At 62.2% G+C, this 19,357-nt stretch carries 16 protein-coding genes; 7 read left to right on the plus strand and 9 right to left on the minus strand.

Features of this window, described 5'->3' with window-relative positions:
- Positions 1 to 20 precede the first annotated feature (20 nt).
- Positions 21 to 1,034, plus strand: coding sequence for a hypothetical protein (locus DSM107133_RS07050; RefSeq protein ID WP_114291655.1), 1,014 nt, complete (start codon positions 21 to 23; stop codon positions 1,032 to 1,034).
- Between the two features lie 21 nt (positions 1,035 to 1,055).
- Here DSM107133_RS07050 and DSM107133_RS07055 read toward each other — a convergent pair whose 3' ends face one another.
- Positions 1,056 to 2,510: a cobyric acid synthase gene (locus DSM107133_RS07055; protein WP_114291654.1), complete on the minus strand. Its 1,455-nt coding sequence runs from the start codon at positions 2,508 to 2,510 to the stop codon at positions 1,056 to 1,058.
- 158 nt (positions 2,511 to 2,668) lie between these two features.
- Positions 2,669 to 2,989 carry a DUF6280 family protein gene (locus DSM107133_RS07060; protein ID WP_089420757.1) on the minus strand — a complete coding sequence of 107 codons (321 nt, stop codon included), beginning with the start codon at positions 2,987 to 2,989 and terminating at the stop codon, positions 2,669 to 2,671.
- 217 nt (positions 2,990 to 3,206) lie between these two features.
- On the opposite strand from DSM107133_RS07060, the gene efp reads away from it, so the two are divergent.
- The gene (gene efp / locus DSM107133_RS07065) at positions 3,207 to 3,770 is read left to right on the plus strand and encodes an elongation factor P (RefSeq protein WP_089420756.1); all 564 of its coding nucleotides are present in this window, start codon (positions 3,207 to 3,209) and stop codon (positions 3,768 to 3,770) included.
- 109 nt (positions 3,771 to 3,879) lie between these two features.
- Here efp and DSM107133_RS07070 read toward each other — a convergent pair whose 3' ends face one another.
- Positions 3,880 to 4,617: a folate-binding protein YgfZ gene (locus tag DSM107133_RS07070; RefSeq protein WP_114291653.1), complete on the minus strand. Its 738-nt coding sequence runs from the start codon at positions 4,615 to 4,617 to the stop codon at positions 3,880 to 3,882.
- Between the two features lie 67 nt (positions 4,618 to 4,684).
- Here DSM107133_RS07070 and DSM107133_RS07075 point away from each other — a divergent pair, with 67 nt between their 5' ends.
- Entirely contained in the window at positions 4,685 to 5,353 is a 669-nt protein-coding gene (locus tag DSM107133_RS07075) for a TIGR04283 family arsenosugar biosynthesis glycosyltransferase (RefSeq protein WP_114291652.1), read from the plus strand.
- Between the two features lie 13 nt (positions 5,354 to 5,366).
- Here DSM107133_RS07075 and DSM107133_RS07080 read toward each other — a convergent pair whose 3' ends face one another.
- Positions 5,367 to 7,190, minus strand: a complete 1,824-nt coding sequence (locus DSM107133_RS07080; protein ID WP_114291651.1) for an ABC transporter ATP-binding protein — start codon at positions 7,188 to 7,190, stop codon at positions 5,367 to 5,369.
- Positions 7,191 to 7,444: 254 nt separating this feature from the next.
- On the opposite strand from DSM107133_RS07080, the gene DSM107133_RS07085 reads away from it, so the two are divergent.
- Entirely contained in the window at positions 7,445 to 8,653 is a 1,209-nt protein-coding gene (locus DSM107133_RS07085; RefSeq protein ID WP_114291650.1) for an aminotransferase class V-fold PLP-dependent enzyme, read from the plus strand.
- On the opposite strand, the gene DSM107133_RS07090 is transcribed toward DSM107133_RS07085, so the two are convergent.
- Together DSM107133_RS07090 and DSM107133_RS07095 are read right to left on the minus strand one after the other, a co-directional pair.
- A complete protein-coding gene (locus DSM107133_RS07090) occupies positions 8,637 to 8,846 on the minus strand; it encodes a hypothetical protein (RefSeq protein ID WP_114291649.1) in 210 nt (69 codons plus the stop codon). The two genes, DSM107133_RS07085 and DSM107133_RS07090, sit on opposite strands and share 17 nt — an antisense overlap.
- A gap of 142 nt (positions 8,847 to 8,988) precedes the next feature.
- Positions 8,989 to 10,095, minus strand: a complete 1,107-nt coding sequence (locus DSM107133_RS07095; protein ID WP_114291648.1) for a pyridoxal phosphate-dependent aminotransferase — start codon at positions 10,093 to 10,095, stop codon at positions 8,989 to 8,991.
- A 124-nt stretch (positions 10,096 to 10,219) separates the two neighbouring features.
- Between DSM107133_RS07095 and DSM107133_RS07100 the strand changes: the two genes are divergently transcribed.
- Positions 10,220 to 11,008 (plus strand): crotonase/enoyl-CoA hydratase family protein, encoded by a 789-nt coding sequence (locus tag DSM107133_RS07100; RefSeq protein ID WP_114291647.1) that lies wholly within the window; start codon positions 10,220 to 10,222, stop codon positions 11,006 to 11,008.
- A gap of 94 nt (positions 11,009 to 11,102) precedes the next feature.
- Here DSM107133_RS07100 and DSM107133_RS07105 read toward each other — a convergent pair whose 3' ends face one another.
- Entirely contained in the window at positions 11,103 to 14,228 is a 3,126-nt protein-coding gene (locus tag DSM107133_RS07105; RefSeq protein ID WP_114291646.1) for a valine--tRNA ligase, read from the minus strand.
- Positions 14,229 to 14,504: 276 nt separating this feature from the next.
- On the opposite strand from DSM107133_RS07105, the gene DSM107133_RS07110 reads away from it, so the two are divergent.
- Both DSM107133_RS07110 and DSM107133_RS07115 read left to right on the plus strand, forming a co-directional pair.
- Positions 14,505 to 16,802, plus strand: coding sequence for a xanthine dehydrogenase family protein molybdopterin-binding subunit (locus DSM107133_RS07110; RefSeq protein ID WP_114291645.1), 2,298 nt, complete (start codon positions 14,505 to 14,507; stop codon positions 16,800 to 16,802).
- Positions 16,780 to 17,865, plus strand: coding sequence for a DUF2235 domain-containing protein (locus DSM107133_RS07115; protein WP_114291644.1), 1,086 nt, complete (start codon positions 16,780 to 16,782; stop codon positions 17,863 to 17,865). The genes DSM107133_RS07110 and DSM107133_RS07115 overlap by 23 nt, the downstream gene beginning before the upstream one ends.
- A 66-nt stretch (positions 17,866 to 17,931) precedes the next feature.
- Here DSM107133_RS07115 and DSM107133_RS07120 read toward each other — a convergent pair whose 3' ends face one another.
- Entirely contained in the window at positions 17,932 to 18,414 is a 483-nt protein-coding gene (locus tag DSM107133_RS07120) for a PaaI family thioesterase (protein WP_114291643.1), read from the minus strand.
- 56 nt (positions 18,415 to 18,470) lie between these two features.
- The gene (gene metF, locus DSM107133_RS07125; protein ID WP_114291642.1) at positions 18,471 to 19,328 is read right to left on the minus strand and encodes a methylenetetrahydrofolate reductase [NAD(P)H]; all 858 of its coding nucleotides are present in this window, start codon (positions 19,326 to 19,328) and stop codon (positions 18,471 to 18,473) included.
- Positions 19,329 to 19,357 lie beyond the last annotated feature (29 nt).

Here is a 19,357-nt window from a genome sequence, read left to right on the forward strand (position 1 = left end):
GGTGAGAGTGGAAAAATAATATGCCTGATGCAGTGACCAACGCCGAGGTGGAGGACGTCCTGTCGTCGATCCGCCGCTTGGTGTCCGAAGATAAACGTGTTCCCGCCGAAGAAAAACCAAAGGCCAGTACCGATAGATTGGTTCTGACCCCGGCACTGCGCGTGGCCGAATTGCCAAGCGCACAGGACAGTGCGTTGCAAGCGGCGCAAGACGATGCAGACGCTGATGTTCGGGACGAAACAGAGTCGGACGTGGCTGATATGCTGGCGCTGGATGACGACGTCGAATATGAAGACGATGCGGACATCGTGATCGGCGCATTGATGGCCGAAACACAGGACACGCCCACGGAAATCGACAATCTGGTCGGAGAAAGTCAGGCGACCGTCGATCTTGCCGGTTTCGAAGCAGACCGGACGGATGACGATGATACGTCCGATAAAGTCGATGTTGACGACAACAACATTACCCCCGCCGAGGACGAGAACAGCTATGATGCAGAGCTGGCTTCTGGCCGCTCCCTGCACGACGTGTTCCGCGCGGTTGACGCTCAAGAAGCCGATGACGCGCGTAAGGCATCGGTGCTGCGCGGCGTTCCTGATTACCGTGGCCCCAGCGCAACTTCTGAAACCACACAAAGTCTCAGCGCGAAGATTGCTGTTCTGGAAGAGGTTATCGCCCGCACCGACGACCAGTGGGAACCCGATGGGGCAGGGCGCGACGACTATGCAGGCACCGAGCCGCCTGCGATGGCATGGGAAGACGCTGCCGAAGATACCGCACCCGAAGACGATGCCACCGTTGCACCCGAAGCCACGCTGTTCACAGGACAATCCGCAACACGCAAGGAAGCGGCCGCCGATGTGTTCAGCGGAGACGAGGATGTTCTGGACGAAGAGGCGCTGCGCGATCTGGTGTCGGATATCGTGCGTCAGGAATTGCAGGGTGCCCTGGGGGAACGGATCACGCGGAATGTGCGTAAACTGGTGCGCCGCGAGATCCACCGCGCTTTGGCGGCGCAGGAACTGGAATAGGGCGCAAGGTCTGGCCTGCGGCTAGACCTCGGCAGCCAGCGTTAACAACAGATCAATGTCCATATGCGTCTCCAGATGCTGTGCAAGTGCGTCCAGCGTGTCCTCGACCGTTTGGTCATAGGACAGATCGCTGCGCTGGCCCATCTGGCCCAGAAAAGCCGCGCGATAGGCGTCTGATCCGAAAATGCCGTGCAGATAGCACCCTTTGATCCGCCCTGTGGGGCTTGCAGCCCCTGCGGGGGCACCGTCGATGTCCAGCCATGCGCGGGTGGTGTCGGGGCCGGTGGTGACACCCATGTGAATTTCATAGCCGGTCAGCGCTGTGTTGCTGGCTGTGTCCTTGCCCGTGCGCAGGGCAAGTGTTTTCAGCGGTGCAAGCGTGGTGTGCACATCCAAAAGTCCCAGCCCCTTTACCGTGGCGGGCAGGCCTTCGACTCCATCAGGGTCGGAAATGCTTTGCCCCAGCATTTGATAGCCACCACACAAGCCCATCACATGACCGCCGCGCCGCACATGGGCGGCAATGTCGATGTCCCAGCCTTCGGCGCGCAGGCTGGCCAGGTCGGCGATTGTCGATTTGCTGCCGGGCAGCAGGATCATGTCGGCATCGGCGGGCAGGGGGCTGCCGCGCTGGATCAGGCGCAGTTCGACATGTGGCTCGGCCGCCAGCGGGTCCAGATCGTCAAAGTTCGAGATGCGCGGCAGTACCGGCACCGCCACCACCAGACCGGTTCCGCTGCCCGCGCGGGCAGGCAGGTCCAGAACGTCTTCGGCGGGCAGACGGTGCGCGGCGTCGAACCAGGGCAGCACGCCCAGTGACGGCCAGCCGGTGCGCGCCGCGATGTCGCTAAGACCGTCGTCAAACAGGCTGGTATCACCGCGAAACTTGTTGATGGCAAAACCCCGGATCAGCGCGCGGTCGGTGTCGTCCAGAACCGCGTGGCTGCCCACCAGCTGTGCGATCACCCCGCCGCGGTCGATGTCACCCATCAGGATCACCGGCACACCTGCGGCCACGGCAAAACCCATGTTGGCGATGTCACCCTTGCGCAGGTTGGTTTCGGCGGGGCTGCCAGCACCTTCGATCAAGATCAGATCGGCCTCTGCGGCCAACCTGCGAAAGCTGTCCAGCACGGGAGCCATCAGCGCGCCGCGTTCGCGGCCAAAGGTGCGGGCCTCTTGCGTGCCGATCACCTTGCCCTGAACGATCAGCTGCGCGCCGGTCTCGCTTTGCGGTTTCAGCAGGACAGGGTTCATGTCGACATGTGGCGGCACGCCCGCCGCGCGGGCCTGAAGCGCCTGCGCACGGCCTATCTCGCCACCTTCGGGGGTGACGGCGGCATTGTTCGACATGTTTTGCGGTTTGAACGGGCGCACGACCAACCCACGACGCACGCAGGCCCGCACCAGGCCTGCGACGACCATGGATTTTCCGACGTTGCTGCCGGTGCCCTGAATCATGATTGCGCGTGTCATGGCGCATCGCGTCGCATTATCGCGCCGCCAAGGCAAGAGGCAGCGTGCAAGGCAATGGGATCAACTGCAATTGTCGCAGCTGTGACCATTACACAACAAAAAACGCGCCCCGCAGGGGGCGCGTTTTTTTCAAATGTAGCAGCAGTTGGTCGTCTGGATCAGGCGGCTTCTGCCTGTTGTGCGGCATTGCGGCGTTCGCTTTCTTCGCGCGACAGCGCAACCGAGGTGCGCACACCCTTGCCGACAAATTCCATCAGGCCCGACACCACACGTTCGTTGGGGTCAATGCCTGCACAGCTCAACACTTCGCGCCCGTCGCGCGAACGTGCCCAGCGGGCAATCTGTTCCGGACCATTGCCATACTTTTTGTCATCGGCAATCGCATCGTCCAGAGCAGCCAACACAACGGCTGCAAAGAGTTTACGTGCACGGTTACCTTGCTCGTTATTGAAGGCCGTGCCGTCAACGAAGTCTTTCATTCTTCGTCCTTCCTTTATTCTTGCTCTTGTCTTTTCGGCGTGAAGCTTCTTATGACCCATTCAACTCGATTCGGATACCCCGATTTCGCATAGCTTCCATGCGCTCGGCGCATATCTGCTGCACTGCCGCACGGAAGATAGCCGTGTTGCACGAGCCATCACATCAAGATATAGGGTGCCTCACTTCATCATCAACCTTTTGCCTTGGTTTAGCCTCATGCCTAAAATTAACGGAAACGAAATCCGCCCCGGAAATGTGCTTGAACACAACGGTGGCCTGTGGGCGGCTGTGAAAGTCGATCACGTAAAGCCGGGAAAGGGCGGTGCTTTTGCCCAGGTCGAAATGCGCAACCTGCGCAATGGTTCGAAACTGAACGAACGCTTCCGGTCTGCGGACAAGGTCGAGCGCGTGCGGCTTGAGCAGAAAGACCAGCAGTTTCTTTACGAAGAAAACGGAATGCTGGTCGTGATGGACATCGAAACCTACGAGCAGGTCCAGCTGCCTGCCGACCTGTTGGGCGAGCGTCGCCCGTTTTTGCAGGATGGCATGACTATCGTCGTGGAATTCCACGAAGAGGAAGCGCTGAACGCGACTTTGCCGCAGAAAGTCACCTGCAAGATCGTCGAGACCGAGCCGGTGGTCAAAGGCCAGACCGCCGCCAACAGCTTTAAGCCTGCGATTCTGGACAATGGCGTCAAGGTTATGGTGCCGCCGTTTGTGGGCAACGACGAAGACATCATCGTGAACACCGAAACCATGGAATACGCCGAGCGCGCGTAAGCTTCCGGTTTCAGGTTTGATTGGAAACACCCGCTCTTCGTGGCGGGTGTTTTCTTTTTGGGGCTCTGCCCCAAACCCCGGGATATTTCAGGCCAAAAGAAACGCAGGTTCAGTCCAGTCTGCGCACCGTTGCATCTGCCGCCTGCATGTCGCCATTTGCGCGGTCAAAGCGCAAATAGGCCAGTGCGCGGTCGCCTGCGCGGCTGTGCAGGGTGCCAGCGGGTTTGCCGTTGGCGGTGATCTCGGCGCCCGGCTCTGCTGGGCCGTCCACGTGGACCTGTGCCAGTCCTTTGCGCAGTTCGGTTTTGTGTTTCATCCGCGCGGTGACCTCCTGGCCGACGTAGCAACCCTTGCGGAAATCAACGCCGTTGAGGCGCTCGAATCCGACTTCGAGGATAAACGTGTCGGGGTGCAGTTCACGGCCGGCGCTGGGGACAAGGTTTTCGACGTACAAGGCGGTCCAGTCGGTGGTGTCGTCTGTCTGTGGCGCGTCCCGGTAGGCACGCCAACCCAAAGCAGCGTGGCGCGGGTCGGGCAGGGCGTCGTCCGGGCGGTCGCCCAGTCCGCGGTGCAGGTGCAGCCCGGTTTCCGCAAGCGTCACATCGGCGCGCAGTTTGTACATCGACAGCCGTTGCAACAGGGCAGGCGCCTGCGTGGCATCTGCGTCCAGCAGCACGTTATCGCCATCTGCCTTGAGGAAGAAATCGGCGATATACTTGCCCTGCGGCGTCAGGAGCGCGGCATAGACCAGACCCTGATCCAGTTTGCGGATGTCATTGGTCACCAGCCCTTGCAAAAAGTCGCGGGTGTCGGCACCGGAAAGGCGCAGGATCGTGCGGTTGGTCATGGGTGGCTCCCTTTGGGTGTATTGTGACATATAACAGTCGAAACCGCAGGAAAAAGGGGGCAGGCCCATGCGCGCACCGATATCTGTCGTGATCCCGACGCTGGACGCTGCACCGCAGCTGGCGGCCTGCCTTGCTGCGCTGGTCGAGGGGCTGGAGGCGGGATTGATCCGTGAGTTGATCGTGTCGGATGGCGGCTCTGGCGATGACACAACGACGCTGGCCGATGCGTGGGGCGCACAGGTGGTTCGGGGCCCTGCGTCGCGGGGCGGGCAGTTGGGGCGCGGGGTCGCGGCGGCGCAGGGGCAGTGGTTGCTGGTGCTGCATGCGGACACAGTGTTGCAAGAGGGCTGGTGCAGTGTTGTGGGTGAACACTTGCAAAGTAGCCAGCAGGCCGGATGGTTTCGCCTGCGCTTTGATCGTGGCGGGCGCTTTGTGGCGGCATGGGCCAATCTGCGCAGCCGTTGGGGTTTGCCCTATGGGGATCAGGGGCTGTTGTTGCCGCGCTCCCTGTACGATGCGGTGGGCGGCTATGCCGACCAGCCGCTGATGGAGGACGTTGCAATCGCGCGCGCGCTGCGCGGCAAGCTGGTGCGGCTGGATGCGGTGGCGGTGACCAGCGCTGCGAAATACCGTCAGCAGGGCTGGATCCGGCGGGGGGCGCGCAATTTGTGGACGCTGGCGCGCTATGCGTGCGGTGAGTCGCCGGTGCGGCTGGCCGCAAGTTACCGCCGGTAGCGGGCCACAGGTTTCACCCGAACAGCCGTTCCCGCACACGGGTCAGCAGGTTGGGCCGCGGGGCAGACGGGGCGTTGGAATGCGGTTTCAGGCGGCGCGAGCCGGCCTCGTCAATCACGGTTTTGCCATCCTGAAATTGCAAACGGTACAGATCGGCATAGATGCCGCCGCGTCCAAGCAATTCGTCATGGCTGCCTTGGTCGATAACCTTGCCGCGATCCATCACCACGATCTTGTCGGCCCCGCGAATGGTGGACAGGCGGTGCGCGATGACAATGGTGGTACGCCCTGCGGCCAGACGGTCCAGTGCCTCTTGCACCACATGTTCTGACTGGGCATCCAGCGCCGATGTCGCTTCGTCCAGCAACAGGATCGGCGTATCGCGCAGCAGCGCGCGCGCGATCACCACGCGCTGGCGCTGACCTCCCGACAAGGCCGATCCGCGCGGGCCGACGTGGGTGTCCAATCCCTTGGGCAGCTTGGTCAGGAAATCCGAGACATGGGCGGCGTCCAGCACTTCCTTCAGCCGTGCGTCCGTCACGTCGGTGCGCCCCAGCAGGATGTTTTCGCGCAGGGTTTCGTCGAACAGCAGCGCCTCTTGGGTGACAACTGAAAACAGGCTGCGCAGCTCGTGAAGTTTCATATCTGCCGCCGGGACGCCACCGATTTTCACCACGCCTTTTTGCGGGTCGACCAGACGGGTCAGCAGGTTGAAGATGGTGGATTTGCCCGCGCCCGAAGCGCCAACCAGCGCCGTGGTCTTTCCGGGGGCGGCCACCAGGCTGAGGTCGTGCAGCACTGTGGTGTCCCCGTAGGACAGAGTAACATTTTCCAGCGCAATTTCGGGCGTGCCAGTGGGCACGGGTTTGGGGGTTTGGGCAGATTTCAGGTGTACCGGGGCGTCCAGAAGTTCCTTGATCCGCTCGATTGCGGCAGCGGCGACCTGCCACAGGCCGCTCATCGCGCCCAACCGACGCAGCGGGTCAAAGGCAAAGCCCATTGCGGTGAAAAATGTCATGAACTGGCCGATGGTCTTGTCACCTGCAATGATTTCGGCCCCGCCATACAGGATCACGGCCATGAACCCCGCGCCTGACATGATGTCGATCATCGCAGGAATCGCAGCGCCGCCAAAGGCGGTGCGCACTTCGGTGCGCACGAAACGGTTTGTCAGGCCCCGGTATTGGGTCGACTGGTAATCTTCGAGCGCGTTCAGCTTGATCTGAACGATGCCGTGAAACACTTCGTCCAGACGGGTGGACAGGTTGGCGCCCAGATCGCGTGCGTTGCGGGCATGACGGCGCACATAGCGTTGTGCCATCGCCGCAGGCAGCACCAGCAGCGGGGTTCCCACGCAGGCGAGCAACGCCCAGATCGGATCAACGCTGATGGCCACGCCGATCAGCACGATCAGCCCGATAAAATCACGCCCCGCGCCCGTGACAATCGCGCGCCAGACATCGCCCACGGCGTTCACGTCCTGCTGCACCCGTTGGATCAGGAAACCGGGCGGGTGCGACTGGTGGAATGCGCCGTCCAGCTTCATCATGTGATCCAGCAGGTCGATCCGCAGCGCGGCTGCGGTCTTCTGGGCAATCCGTGTCAGCAGCACTTTTTGCACCACCGACGACACAGCCCGCACTACGAAGATACCCACCAGCAGGACACCTACCCAGATCAGCATGTCGCCGTTGCCCTGCACAAAGACAGTGTCGAACATCGGTTGCATCATCCACGACAGCGCACCCAGCATGGACCCTTCGAGGATCATGAACATCACCGCCACGGCCAATGTGGGAATGTGCTGCTTGAGGTAGTTCCGCCACAGCCAGGCCATCAGGTGGTTTGAGGCATAGTTGACTGGTGCCGTTGCGGGCGTTGCTGCCGGGGGCGTCGGAACCGGAGTTTTTTCAGGGGGCGTTGTCACGATGTTTGTTTACACGCGGCACTGGGCTGCGGTCCTCGTGGTTTTGATTGACCCTTGGTGTACTTGGCGATCAAGTCCCGTGCAAGCGCCGAGGTCGCTGAACTGCGATTGACGCCGCGCGCCGCTGGCGTAGGGTGCGCGCGAACAATCCTCAGGAGCCCCCCATGCCTCAGCATCCGCTTGCCGCCTTTGGTCGCGATTACCTTGCCATTCCCGGTCCGTCCGTGATGCCCGATGCGGTCCTGCGCGCCATGCACCGGCCTGCGCCCAATATCTATCACGGGGCGCTGATCGACATGGTGGAAGGGATCGTACCCGACCTCAAGCGGGTGGCGCGGACCAAGGGGCATGTGGCGATGTACATCGGCAACGGGCACGCCACATGGGAGGCCTGCCTGAGCAATACGGTCGCGGCGGGGGACAAGGTGCTGGTGCCTGCAACGGGCCGCTTCGGTCTGGGATGGGCCGATGTGGCCACGGGGCTGGGCATTGACGCGCAGGTGATGGACTTTGGTAAATCTTCCGCGATTGATCCCGTGCGGGTGGCGGAACGTCTGGCCGCAGATACCGCGCACGAGATCAAGGCCGTGCTGGCCGTGCATGTAGACACGTCGACATCATACAAGAACGACATTGCGGCCTTGCGCGCCGTGCTGGACGATCTGGACCACCCCGCGTTGCTGATGGCCGACTGCATGGCCTCGCTGGGCTGTGATCCGTTCGAGATGGACGCCTGGGGCGTTGATGTGATGATTGCAGGCTCGCAAAAGGGGCTGATGGTGCCGCCGGGCATGTGTTTTGTGTTCTTCAACGACAAGGCCGCAGAGGCGCGCGCGCGGATGGCGCGGGTCAGCCGCTATTGGGACTGGGTGCCACGGGCGAATCCCACAGCGTTCTTTGAATACTGGAACGGAACCGCGCCGACGCATCACCTATATGGCTTGCGGGCCGCTCTGGACATGATCCATGACGAGGGTCTTGAGAATGTCTGGCGGCGGCATCACCTGCTGGCCCGTGCGGTCTGGGCTGCCGTCGATGCTTGGGGCGCGGACGGTCCGATGAAGATGAACGTGCCTGATCCGGCCAAACGCGGCCATTCGGTCACTGCCATCGGCCTTGGGACGCCCAATGCCACCAGTTTGCGCAACTGGACCGAGGAAAACCTGGGCCTGACACTGGGCATCGGCCTGGGCATGGCTGAACCGAATGATCCCGCATGGCACGGGTATTTCCGGCTGGGGCACATGGGCCATGTCAGCGGGCATATGGTCATGGGGATGCTGGGCGGGGTTGATTCTGGCCTCAAGGCGCTGAAAATACCGCACGGACGTGGCGCATTGGAAGCGGCGTCACAGGTTATCGCTGCGGGGTAAAGCGTTGACAGGCCCGCGCTTTGCGGGCCTCAAGCCATGTCATCCAGCGGTTCAGCGACCATCCAAGCGCTGCAACCGCCAGCAGACCCCACAAGGCCCAAAGCACCAGAAACACCCACGACAGGTTGACGCCAAACATAACAATGCAGGCGTTGGTGAAATCGGGCGCGGACTGCGTCGGGCGATTGCGCATGGCGGATCCATCCGGTGGCTGTGCCTGATATTATAGCGCCAAATTGGGTCGGGTGGAATTTTTCTGCCGGATAGCGCGACACAGGGCTGCGCCCGACTGTACCGGTCAGGCGTTGCACGCAGGCTTTGGGGAATGGGTCGTGTTAACCCTGTGTTGCCGCATCCGCCAAAGCCTCGGGCAAGGCGGCCGCAAATGCATCCAGATTCTCCGGCGTCCCGCAGCTGATGCGAATGCAGCGGTTCTGCGGCACGGCAAAGGGCATCCGCACAAAGATCCCCCGCGCAATCAACCCGTCCAGCACCGCCTTGGCAAAGGCTCCGTCGCGCCCGCAGTCGATCGCCACGAAATTTGCTGCCGACGGAAGCGGGGCCAGCCCGTTGTCGACGGCAATCTGGGCAATCCGTCGGCGCGCGCCGTCGATCTGGTCCAGCACATGCGCCAGATGCGCGTCATCCTCCAGTGCTGCCAGTGCGCCTGCCTGTGCTGCGCGGTTCATGCCAAAGTGATTGCGCACCTTGTGAAAGGCCGTGATCAGATCGGGATGGCCCAACGCATAGCCGACCCGCGCACCTGCCAGCCCGTAAGCCTTGGAAAACGTGCGCATCCGCACCAGACGGGGATCGTCAAAGGGCAGGTCGGGCGCGGTGCCCGGCGGGGCGCAGTCGATATAGGCCTCGTCCAGCACCAGCAGACAGCCCTTGGGCAGCGCATCCAGCGCGCGCACGATGGTGTCGCCCGCATGCCAGGTGCCCATCGGATTGTCGGGGTTGGCCAGATAGACCAGCTTGGCGTCCACCTCTGCGGCCTTGGTGAAAAGAGCCAGCGGGTCTTCCTGATCGTCCTTGTAGGGGACTTTGTGCAATACGCCGCCAAAACCCGCGACATGGTAGTTGAACGTCGGATACGCCCCGTCCGAGGTCACCACCGCATCGCCTTCGCCCACGCACAGACGCACCAGATAGCCCAGCAGGCCGTCGATGCCTTCGCCCACCATGATATGCGCAGGATCGGTGCGCAGATGGGCGGCCAGCGCCGCAATCAGGTCGTGCGATTCGGGGTCGCCATACATCCAGGCGTCTGCCTCGGCCATGGCTGCGCGGGCATTGGGTGATGCGCCAAAGACGTTCTCATTGGCCCCCAGACGCGCCTCAAAGGCGGCGCCACGGGCGCGTTCCTGAGTTTCAGGGCCGACAAAGGGAACCGATGCGGGCAGGGATTGGGCGAGCGGGGTAAGGCGTGCATGTGTCATGGGCGCAGGAATACTGTGGGACTGTGCCCTTGGAAAGAGGGCATGGCGCAGGGGCGTGCCCTGACGTCGGGCTGGAAATCGATGCGGCTTTGCGCTGAGGTGCGCGCAAAGAGGAGTTTTGCCCATGTCGCGCGTGTCCGTCACCTATGAAAACCACATCGCCCACGTGCGCCTGACCCGCGCGGACAAGATGAATGCCGTGGATCAGGACATGATCGACGCGATTATCGCGGCAGGGCAGGAGGTTGCAGCCTCGGAGGCCCGCGCGGTTGTGTTGTCGGGCGAGGGCCGCGCGTTTTGCGCGGGTATCGACATCGGCGGGCTCGGCAAATCCATGGGCAATGATCCCGAGGCAGCGCTGGTTCCGCGCAGCCACGGGGACGGCACCACGAACCAATGGCAAGAGGTCGCGATGATCTGGACCCGCGTGCCGGTGCCGGTGATCGCGGCCCTGCACGGTCCGGTCTTTGGCGCGGGCTGCCAGCTGGCACTGGGCGCGGACATGCGCATTGCCGGGCCGGACCTGCAAATGGCAGTGATGGAGATGAAATGGGGCATCGTGCCGGACATGGGCGGCATGGTGTTGTTGCCGCGGCTGGTGCGCGAGGACGTAGCGCGGCAGTTGACCTATACGGCGACACCCGTGAGCGCACAGCGGGCGCTGGATTGGGGGTTGGTAACGGAACTGGCCGATGATCCGCTGGCAGCGGCACAGGCACTGGCGGGCGAGATTGCGGGCAAGAGCCCTTCGGCCATCCGCGCGGCCAAGGCGCTGATCACGCAAGGCTATGGGGCGCATTCCAATGCGGTGCTGCTTGCCGAGAGCGTCGAACAGGCCAAGCTGATCGGCCAGCCAGACCAAATGGAAGTGGTCGCGGCGGCGATGCAGAAACGCGCGCCTGTTTTCAAGTAACGCTTCGCGGCGGCGTTCGGGGGCGCTGCCCCCGGCGCTGCGCGCCTCCCCCGGGATTTTTCCAAACCAGAGAAGGGGCAGGCCGGGGGACAGATCAGTCCAGTTCGGCCAGACGCGCCAGCGCGTCTTTCAACTTCGCCTCTTCGGCCTCGCGCAGGGCGAGGTTGGCGCGGGTTTCGGTGATGACCTCTTCGGGCGCGCTGTCGGCGAATTTGGGGTTGTTCAGACGGCCGCGCAGGCCACCCAGCTCTTTCGCCAGTTTGCCAAGGGTCTTGTCCAGACGCGCCTTTTCCGCCGCCACATCAATGACATCGGCCAGCGGCAGGCCAAAGCTGCCGCCCGAGACCGCCAGCGCCACGGTGCCCTTGGGCATCTCTGCCACTTCGCTCAGCGTCTCGACGCGGGCAAAGCGGGTGATCAACGCCTCGTTCTCGGTCCAGACGCGCCGCGCGGTGTCGTCCATATCCTTGACTACCAGCGGCACAAAGGCACCTGCAGGCACGTTCATCTGCGCGCGCGCCGAGCGGATTGCCTCGATGATTGCCACGGTCCATGTCAGGTCGGCGTCGGCCTTGGCGTCCACCAGATCGCCGGCGGTATAGGTTGGCCAGTCAGTGTGCACCAGCATCTTGGGCCGCGCCTTGGCGCTCCACAGCTCTTCGGTGACAAAGGGCATGATCGGGTGCAGCAGGATCAGGATCTGGTCGAGTGCCCAGGCATAGGTGGCCTTGGTCTCGGCGGCGGCTGCCGCGTCGTCGCCGTCCAGCACGGGTTTGGTGAACTCCAGATATTGCGAGCAGAAGGTGCCCCACACAAAGCTGTAGAGCGTATTGGCCGCATCGTTGAACCGGTAGGTCTCCAGTGCAGCGTTCACGGTTTCCAGCGTCTTGGCAATCTCGCCCTTGATCCATGTGTTCAGGGGCAGGTTGGTCTGCGGCACGTCATCCGAGTGGGGCAGCTCGAAGGTGCCCTTGAACTCGCCATAGGTCGCGGCATTCCACAGTTTGGTGACGAAATTGCGATAGCCTTCGATCCGTTTGGTATCCAGTTTCAGCGCACCGCCAAGGCTGGCCATCGACGCATTGGTAAAGCGCAGGGCATCCGCGCCGAACGCGTCGATCAGGTCCAGAGGGTCGATGACGTTACCGGTCGACTTGGACATCTTCTTGCCCTGCGCGTCGCGCACAAGGCCGTGCAGGTAGACGGTCGAAAAGGGTTTTTCGCCCACAACAGCCAGCTGCATCATCATCATCCGCGCCACCCAGAAGAACAGGATGTCCTGACCGGTGATCAGGTCGGAGGTGGGGAAATAGCGTTGCAGTTCAGGCGTCTGCTCGGGCCAGCCCAGCGTGCCGATGGGCCACAGGCCGGACGAGAACCATGTGTCCAGCACGTCGGGATCGCGCCAGACCGGATAGATCAGCTTGGTGGGATCTTGCGTGGTGGCATATTCGGCCAGTGCCGCGGTGAACTGGTGCAGGGCCGTTTCGCGGTCGGCCACTTCGACCACGCGGGCGTGACCCAGCGGTGTCGGCAGTTCGGCAAGCGTTGCGGTAAACTCCGCATGAACCCCGTCAAAGTCGGCACCGCAGATATGCCGGTCAGCCCGGTCGCGCAGCGATTGCGCGGACAGCAGGCGGCCCACTTCGACCATGTCCAGCGCGCCGTCGTCTTCGTCGTCCACATAATCGAATGTGTGCAGATCAAAGCCGTACCAGACCGGAATCTGGTGCCCCCACCAAAGCTGGCGCGAAATGCACCAGGGCTCGATGTTTTCCAGCCAGTTGTAATAGACCTTTTCGCCGCTCTCGGGGATGATTTTCACATCGCCATTGCGCACGGCGTCCAGCGCGGGGCCGACGATCTTGTCGGTGTCCACGAACCACTGATCGGTCAGCAGCGGCTCGATCACCACTTTCGAGCGGTCACCATAGGGCTGCATGATCGGTTTTTGCTCGACGTATGGCACCGCCTCGACGCTTTCGTTGCCTTCGGCATCAGTGACCGGAACCATGCGCATCACGGCCAGTCCCTCGCGGGTGATGTCGTCAACCACGCGGGCGCGGGCGTCAAAGCGGTCCAACCCGCGGTATTCTTCCGGCACAAGGTTCATCGCGGCGATCATCACCTCGTCGAACTCCTGCTCGCCGTTGGCGATGGCCTGTGCAATCGCGGCCTCTTCGGCATAGGGGCGACCGTCGGCGCGCATGGCACCGCGCGGATCCATCAGGTTGTACATCGGGATACCGCCACGCTTGGCGACCTGATAGTCGTTAAAGTCATGCGCACCGGTGATCTTGACCGCACCCGAGCCGAAATCCTTGTCGGGGTATTCGTCGGTGATGATCGGGATCAGGCGGCGGTGCTCTTTCGGGCCCACCGGAATTTCGCACAGCTGGCCGACGATGGGCGCATAGCGTTCGTCCGACGGATGCACCGCAACCGCGCCGTCACCCAGCATGGTTTCGGGGCGGGTGGTGGCGATCGAAATGTAGTCGCGCTCTTCTTCCAGCACGATGTTCCCGTCTTCGTCTTTTTCGATGTAGGTATAGGTGGCCCCGCCCGCGAGCGGATACTTAAAGTGCCACATGTGGCCCGGTGTTTCGATGTTCTCGACTTCAAGGTCGGAAATCGCAGTTTCAAAATGCGGGTCCCAGTTGACCAGCCGCTTTCCGCGATAGATCAGCCCCTTGTTGAACATGTCGACAAAGACCTTGATCACCGCGTCATGGAAGTTGCCTTCCTGACCTTCCGGGGCGCCGGGGGCACCGGACATAGTGAACGCCTCGCGCGACCAGTCGCAGGATGCGCCCAGACGGCGCAGCTGGCTTGCGATCGTGCCACCCGATTCCGCTTTCCATTCCCAGACTTTCTCCAGGAAAGCCTCGCGGCCCATTTCGACGCGGCTGGGCTGTTGCGCCTCGGCCAGGCGGCGTTCAACCACCATCTGCGTGGCGATGCCCGCGTGGTCGGTGCCCGGTTGCCACAGTGTGTCAAAGCCGCGCATCCGGTGCCAGCGCACCAGAATATCCTGAAGCGTGTTGTTGAACGCGTGGCCCATGTGCAGCACACCGGTGACGTTGGGTGGCGGGATCATGATCGCATAGGATGACGCACCGGGCTTGGCATTGGCCCCTGCCACGAAACATCCCGCCTGCTCCCAAACTGAATACAGCCGCGCTTCGGCCTCGGCGGCGTTGAATGATTTTTCCAAGGGCATGGGTTGTCTCCGGCAGGGGTGGATGGCCCGCAGGGCTTAGCAAAGCCGCGCAGAAAGGAAAAGCGTTCATAGTTGTACGCTCCTTGTGTCCCGTTCTCTGGTTCGGAAAATCCCGGGGGAGCCGCGCAAGCGGCGGGGGCAGCGCCCCCGATCTGATCTTCGAACCAATCCCCGTGCCGCCCCGTCCAACGCAGCGTTGCTCAGACCGTCTCTGGACAATGCGGCCTGTGCGGCTAATCTCCGCTTCAACACCACGAAAGCGGATAGGGAATACTCATGGACAAGTTCGGGAAAAGTCAGTCGACCACACGGGTCGAGGATGTGCGGTTTCTCACCGGAGCGGGGCGCTATGTGGATGACATCGCCCCTGATGGCGCGCTGCATGCGTTCTTTCTGCGTTCTCCGATTGCCCATGGCACCATAACCGAGCTTGATGTGACGGACGCCAGGGAGGCACCCGGCGTGCATCTGGTGCTGACCTATGATGATCTGGAAGCTGCGGGCATGAACACCGGCATGGTCGGGGCCACTGTGGACAACCGCGACAAAACCAAGGGCGCGGCACCCAAGCGTCCTATTCTCGCCACGGGCAAGCTGCGCTATGTGGGCGAACCCATCGCCGTGATCTTTGCAGACAAATATGAACAGGCCCGCGATGCGGCCGAGTTGATCGTGCTGGATTATGATGATCTGCCGGCCAAGATGGACCTGACGCCGGGCGGCGAAACGCTGCACGCAGAAGCGCCCGACAACCGCGCCTTTGACTGGGGCATGGGGGACGAGGACGCCACGCAGGCGGCCTTTGACGCGGCGGCGCGTACAGTCAGCCTCGAAATCGGGGACAACCGTATTATCGTCAACTCGATGGAACCGCGCGGCTGTTACGCCGAGATGGAGGGCGAGCGGATTCACGTGGCGATCAACGGTCAGGGTGTCTGGGCCCCAAAAGAGCAGCTGATCGCGGCCTTGCAGGTGGGCGAGGACATGGTCCGCGTGACCAATCCTGACGTGGGGGGCGGTTTCGGCATGAAGGCTATGGGCTATCCCGAACCCTTTGCGCTGGCCCATGCCACGCGCACGCTGAACCGTCCTGTGCGCTGGATTTCGGACCGCGGCGAAGCCATGCTCAGCGACAACGGCGGACGCGATCTGGTGTCGGTGGCCGAGCTGGCCTTTGACGCCGATCACAAGATTACCGCCTATCGCGTGCGCACGCGCTGCAACCTTGGGGCCTATAACAGCCAGTTCGGCCAACCCATTCAAACCATGCTGTTTTCTCGGGTTCTGATGGGGGTCTACGACGTGCAGACCACTTGGTTGCAGGTCGAAGGCTATTACACCAACACCACGCAGGTCGACGCCTATCGCGGTGCCGGTCGCCCCGAAGCGATCTATGTTCTGGAACGCATCATGGACCGCGCCGCGCGCGAACTGGGCATCGACCCGTGGGAGCTGCGTCGCCGGAACTTTATCAAGCCCAGCCAGTTTCCTTACAAGACGGCCACAGGGGAAACCTACGACGTGGGTGATTTTAACAAAGTGCTCAATCGCATGGTGGCCGAGGCCGACGATGACGGCTTTGCCGCGCGCAAGGCGGCGGACGCCGAGCGCGGTCTGCTGCGTGGCCGTGGCACCTGTTACTATATCGAAAGTATTTTGGGCGATCCTTCGGAAGGGGCCAAGGTCACCTTCAACGAGGATGGTACAGTGTCGATCTATGTCGGGACGCAAAGCAACGGGCAGGGTCATGAGACCGTCTATGCCAAATTCCTGAGCGATCAGACGGGCATTCCGCATGATCTGATCCATGTCATTCAGGGCGACAGCGACCTGATCAAACAGGGTGGCGGCACCGGCGGTTCGCGTTCGGTCACCACACAGAACAACGCCACGCTGGCGACGGTCGACGTGATCCTTACCAGCTTCAAGGAATTCCTGTCCGGCGAAATGGGCGTGGAGCCTTCGGAAATCAGCTTTGACGATGAACGGTTCCGTGCCGAGGGCAGCAACCTGACGCCGACGATACTTGAGGTGGCCGCACTGGCCCGCGAGGTCGAGCGCGACGATCTGCTGAAACATGAAGCGCGCGCCAGCCTGCCGGCCCGCAGTTTTCCCAACGGCGCCCATGTGGCCGAGGTTGTGATTGATCCCGACACTGGCGTGACGACGGTTGACCGCTATACCGTGGTTGATGATTTTGGTAACCTTATCAACCCGATGCTGGCCGAAGGGCAGGTGCACGGCGGCGTTGCACAGGGGATCGGACAGGCGATCACCGAACATGTCGTCTATGACGAAGACGGCCAGCTGCTGTCGGCGTCGTTCATGGATTACGCCATGCCGCGCGCCTATGACGTGCCGTGGATCAGCTTCACCTCCGAGCCGGTGCCCTCCACGGCCAATATCATGGGCATGAAAGGCTGCGGCGAGGCCGGAACCGTCGGTGCGCTGGCGGCGGTGGCAAATGCGGTGCAGGACGCACTGTGGGAACGCGGTGTGCGACAGGCGGATATGCCCTTCACACCGATGAGAGTTTGGGAAATGCTACAGAATGGTCCTATCGCGGCTGAATAAATCGGTTGTCGGATGGCTGCGCGACCGGTTCGGGTCTGGCGCACCATCCACCCCGCCGCCTGCACGCGGGGCGACGATTCATGTCATCATTCTGGATGGCACGATGTCGACGCTGATGCCCGATTTTGAAACCAATGCGGGCCTGACCTATAAATTGCTGCGCGAAATGGGGGCCGAGGTTTCGGTCTATTACGAATCCGGTCTGCAACTGTCGAACTGGCGTCGGGCCGGAGATGTGTTGATGGGGCGTGGCATCAACCGGCAAATCCGGCGCGCCTATGGCTATCTGGCGTCGCGCTACCGTCCGGGCGACACGATTTTTTTGATGGGCTATTCGCGCGGCGCCTATGCGGTGCGTTCGCTTGCGGGGATCGTGGGCTTTACCGGCCTGCTTAAGGCTGAACATGCGACCGAACGCAACATCCGCGAGATCTACCGCCATTACGAGGCAGGCGGCACCAGCGATGCGGCCCGCGCCTTTACCCGCGCGCATTGCCACGACGAAGTGCCGATAGAAATGATTGGCGTCTGGGATACTGTGAAATCACTGGGGATCAACGCGCCGGTGTTGTGGCGGCTGAGCGCGCCGAAACATTCGTTTCATAACCACCAGCTTGGCCCCCATGTGAAACACGGCTATCACGCGCTGGCCCGCAACGAGACACGCATGGCCTATGCGCCCGTCATGTGGGAAACGCACAGAGACTGGACAGGGCATCTAGAACAGATGTGGTTCCGTGGCAGCCATGGAGACGTGGGCGGCCAGCTTGGCGGTTTTGATGCCGCGCGGCCCTTGTCGAATATCCCGCTGGTCTGGATGCTGGAAAAAGTCGAAAATTGCGGTCTGCCTCTGCCCGCAGGCTGGGCAGCACGCTTTGTGCAGGATCCGCTTGCGCCTTCGACCGGCACCTGGCGCGGCTTCGGCGGGCTGTTCATTACACGCCGCGCGCGCAAGGTGGGGATGGACCCGTCTGAACGGGTGCATCCCAGCGTGGCCGAAGCGGCCCGCGCGCCGACGCGGTCGTGGTGGTCAGAGTGGTTTCACCGAGAATCGGTGAACTGAGGCGCGCTGTGGCAGCTTTGCTGAAACAATGCGGGTCGGTCTGTTCCAGAGCAGCGCCGCCCGCACCTATCCCGCGCTCATGATGATGCAGGTGGTTGACCCCGTGGCATAAAGCTTGCCATCCTCAACCCCGCGAATTTCAGCCTTGGCCACGCCTGTGGACCGGCCCACATGGTCCACCGTACCGATGCAGTCGATCATCATCCCCAGCGGGATCGAACGGGTGATGTTAATCTTGTACTCCAGCGTCGTGTAAACCGATCCACGCGGAATACAGGTTTGCACAGCACAGGCCATCGCGCTGTCCAGCAAGGTGCCGTACCAGCCGCCATGTACTGTGCCCAAAGGATTCGCTGCGCCGAATTCAGGCGCGCCGCGAAACACCACGCGGCCTTTTTCGACCGCGTGCAGCCCATAGTTCAGCGTTTCGCCAATGGGCGGGCCGGGCAGGGTGCCGTCCATTATTCCCTGAATGAATTCGAGTCCCGAAAGCTGTTTCAGCTTTTCGAGGCTCAGAAGGTCTTCGGGGCGTTGGGCGATGCGGGGCATGTCAGGTCTCCGGTTGTTTGCCGAACGCTAGAAACACCTGCCCCGCTTGCCAAGTCTTACGCGACGTTGCGCATAGCTGCCGCGGGAACCAGACCCAGCGCGCGGCAGGCTTCGCGTGTCAGGTCAGGGCGATTCAGCGTGTAGAAATGCAGCGCATCCACGCCCTCGCCGCGCAGCTCGTCACACAGCTCGGTGCAGTGGGCAAGCGCGAACAGGTCGCTGTTGCCATCGCGGGCTGCATTGTCGAACCCCTGCGCCAGCGTCACAGGAACATCAGCGCCGCATTGGCTGGCGAATTTCTGAATGCTGGCCCAGTTGCCCACCGGCAGGATGCCCGGCACGATGGGCGCGGTGATGCCCGCTTTGACACAGGCATCGCGGAAGCGCAGAAAGGTTTCGGCCTCGAAGAAAAACTGCGTGATCGCCTCGGATGCGCCCGCATCGATCTTGGCTTTCAGCCAGGCGATGTTCTGTGCGGTGTCTGCGGCATCGGCGTGGCTTTCGGGATAGGCACCGACGCGGATGGTGAAGCGGTCTGTCGCGGCCAGTGCTTCGATGAGTTCGATACTGTTGGCAAAGCCGCCTTCGACCTGCTGGAATTCGGTGCCATCCACCGGATCGCCGCGCAGGGCGACAATGTCGGTGATGCCTGCATCTGCGAATTTCGCGGCTGTATTCAAGACCTTCTCGCGGGTTGCCCCGACGCAGGTCAGATGTGCCGCCACCGGCAGGCCAGACGAGCGGCGCAATGTCTGCGCAGCTTCATGGGTCAGGTCCTGCGTGCTGCCACCGGCACCGTAAGTGACCGAGAAGAATCGCGGCTCAAGCGGCGTCAGTGCTTGCACGGTGTCCCACAGGCGAAACCCTGCGTCGATGGACTTGGGCGGGAAGACTTCGAACGAAAGGGCGGTCATTTGTTTATTCCTTGAAGGTATCTGAGTTG

This window comes from Pseudosulfitobacter sp. DSM 107133, assembly GCF_022788695.1.
Classification (GTDB): Bacteria; Pseudomonadota; Alphaproteobacteria; order Rhodobacterales; family Rhodobacteraceae; genus Pseudosulfitobacter.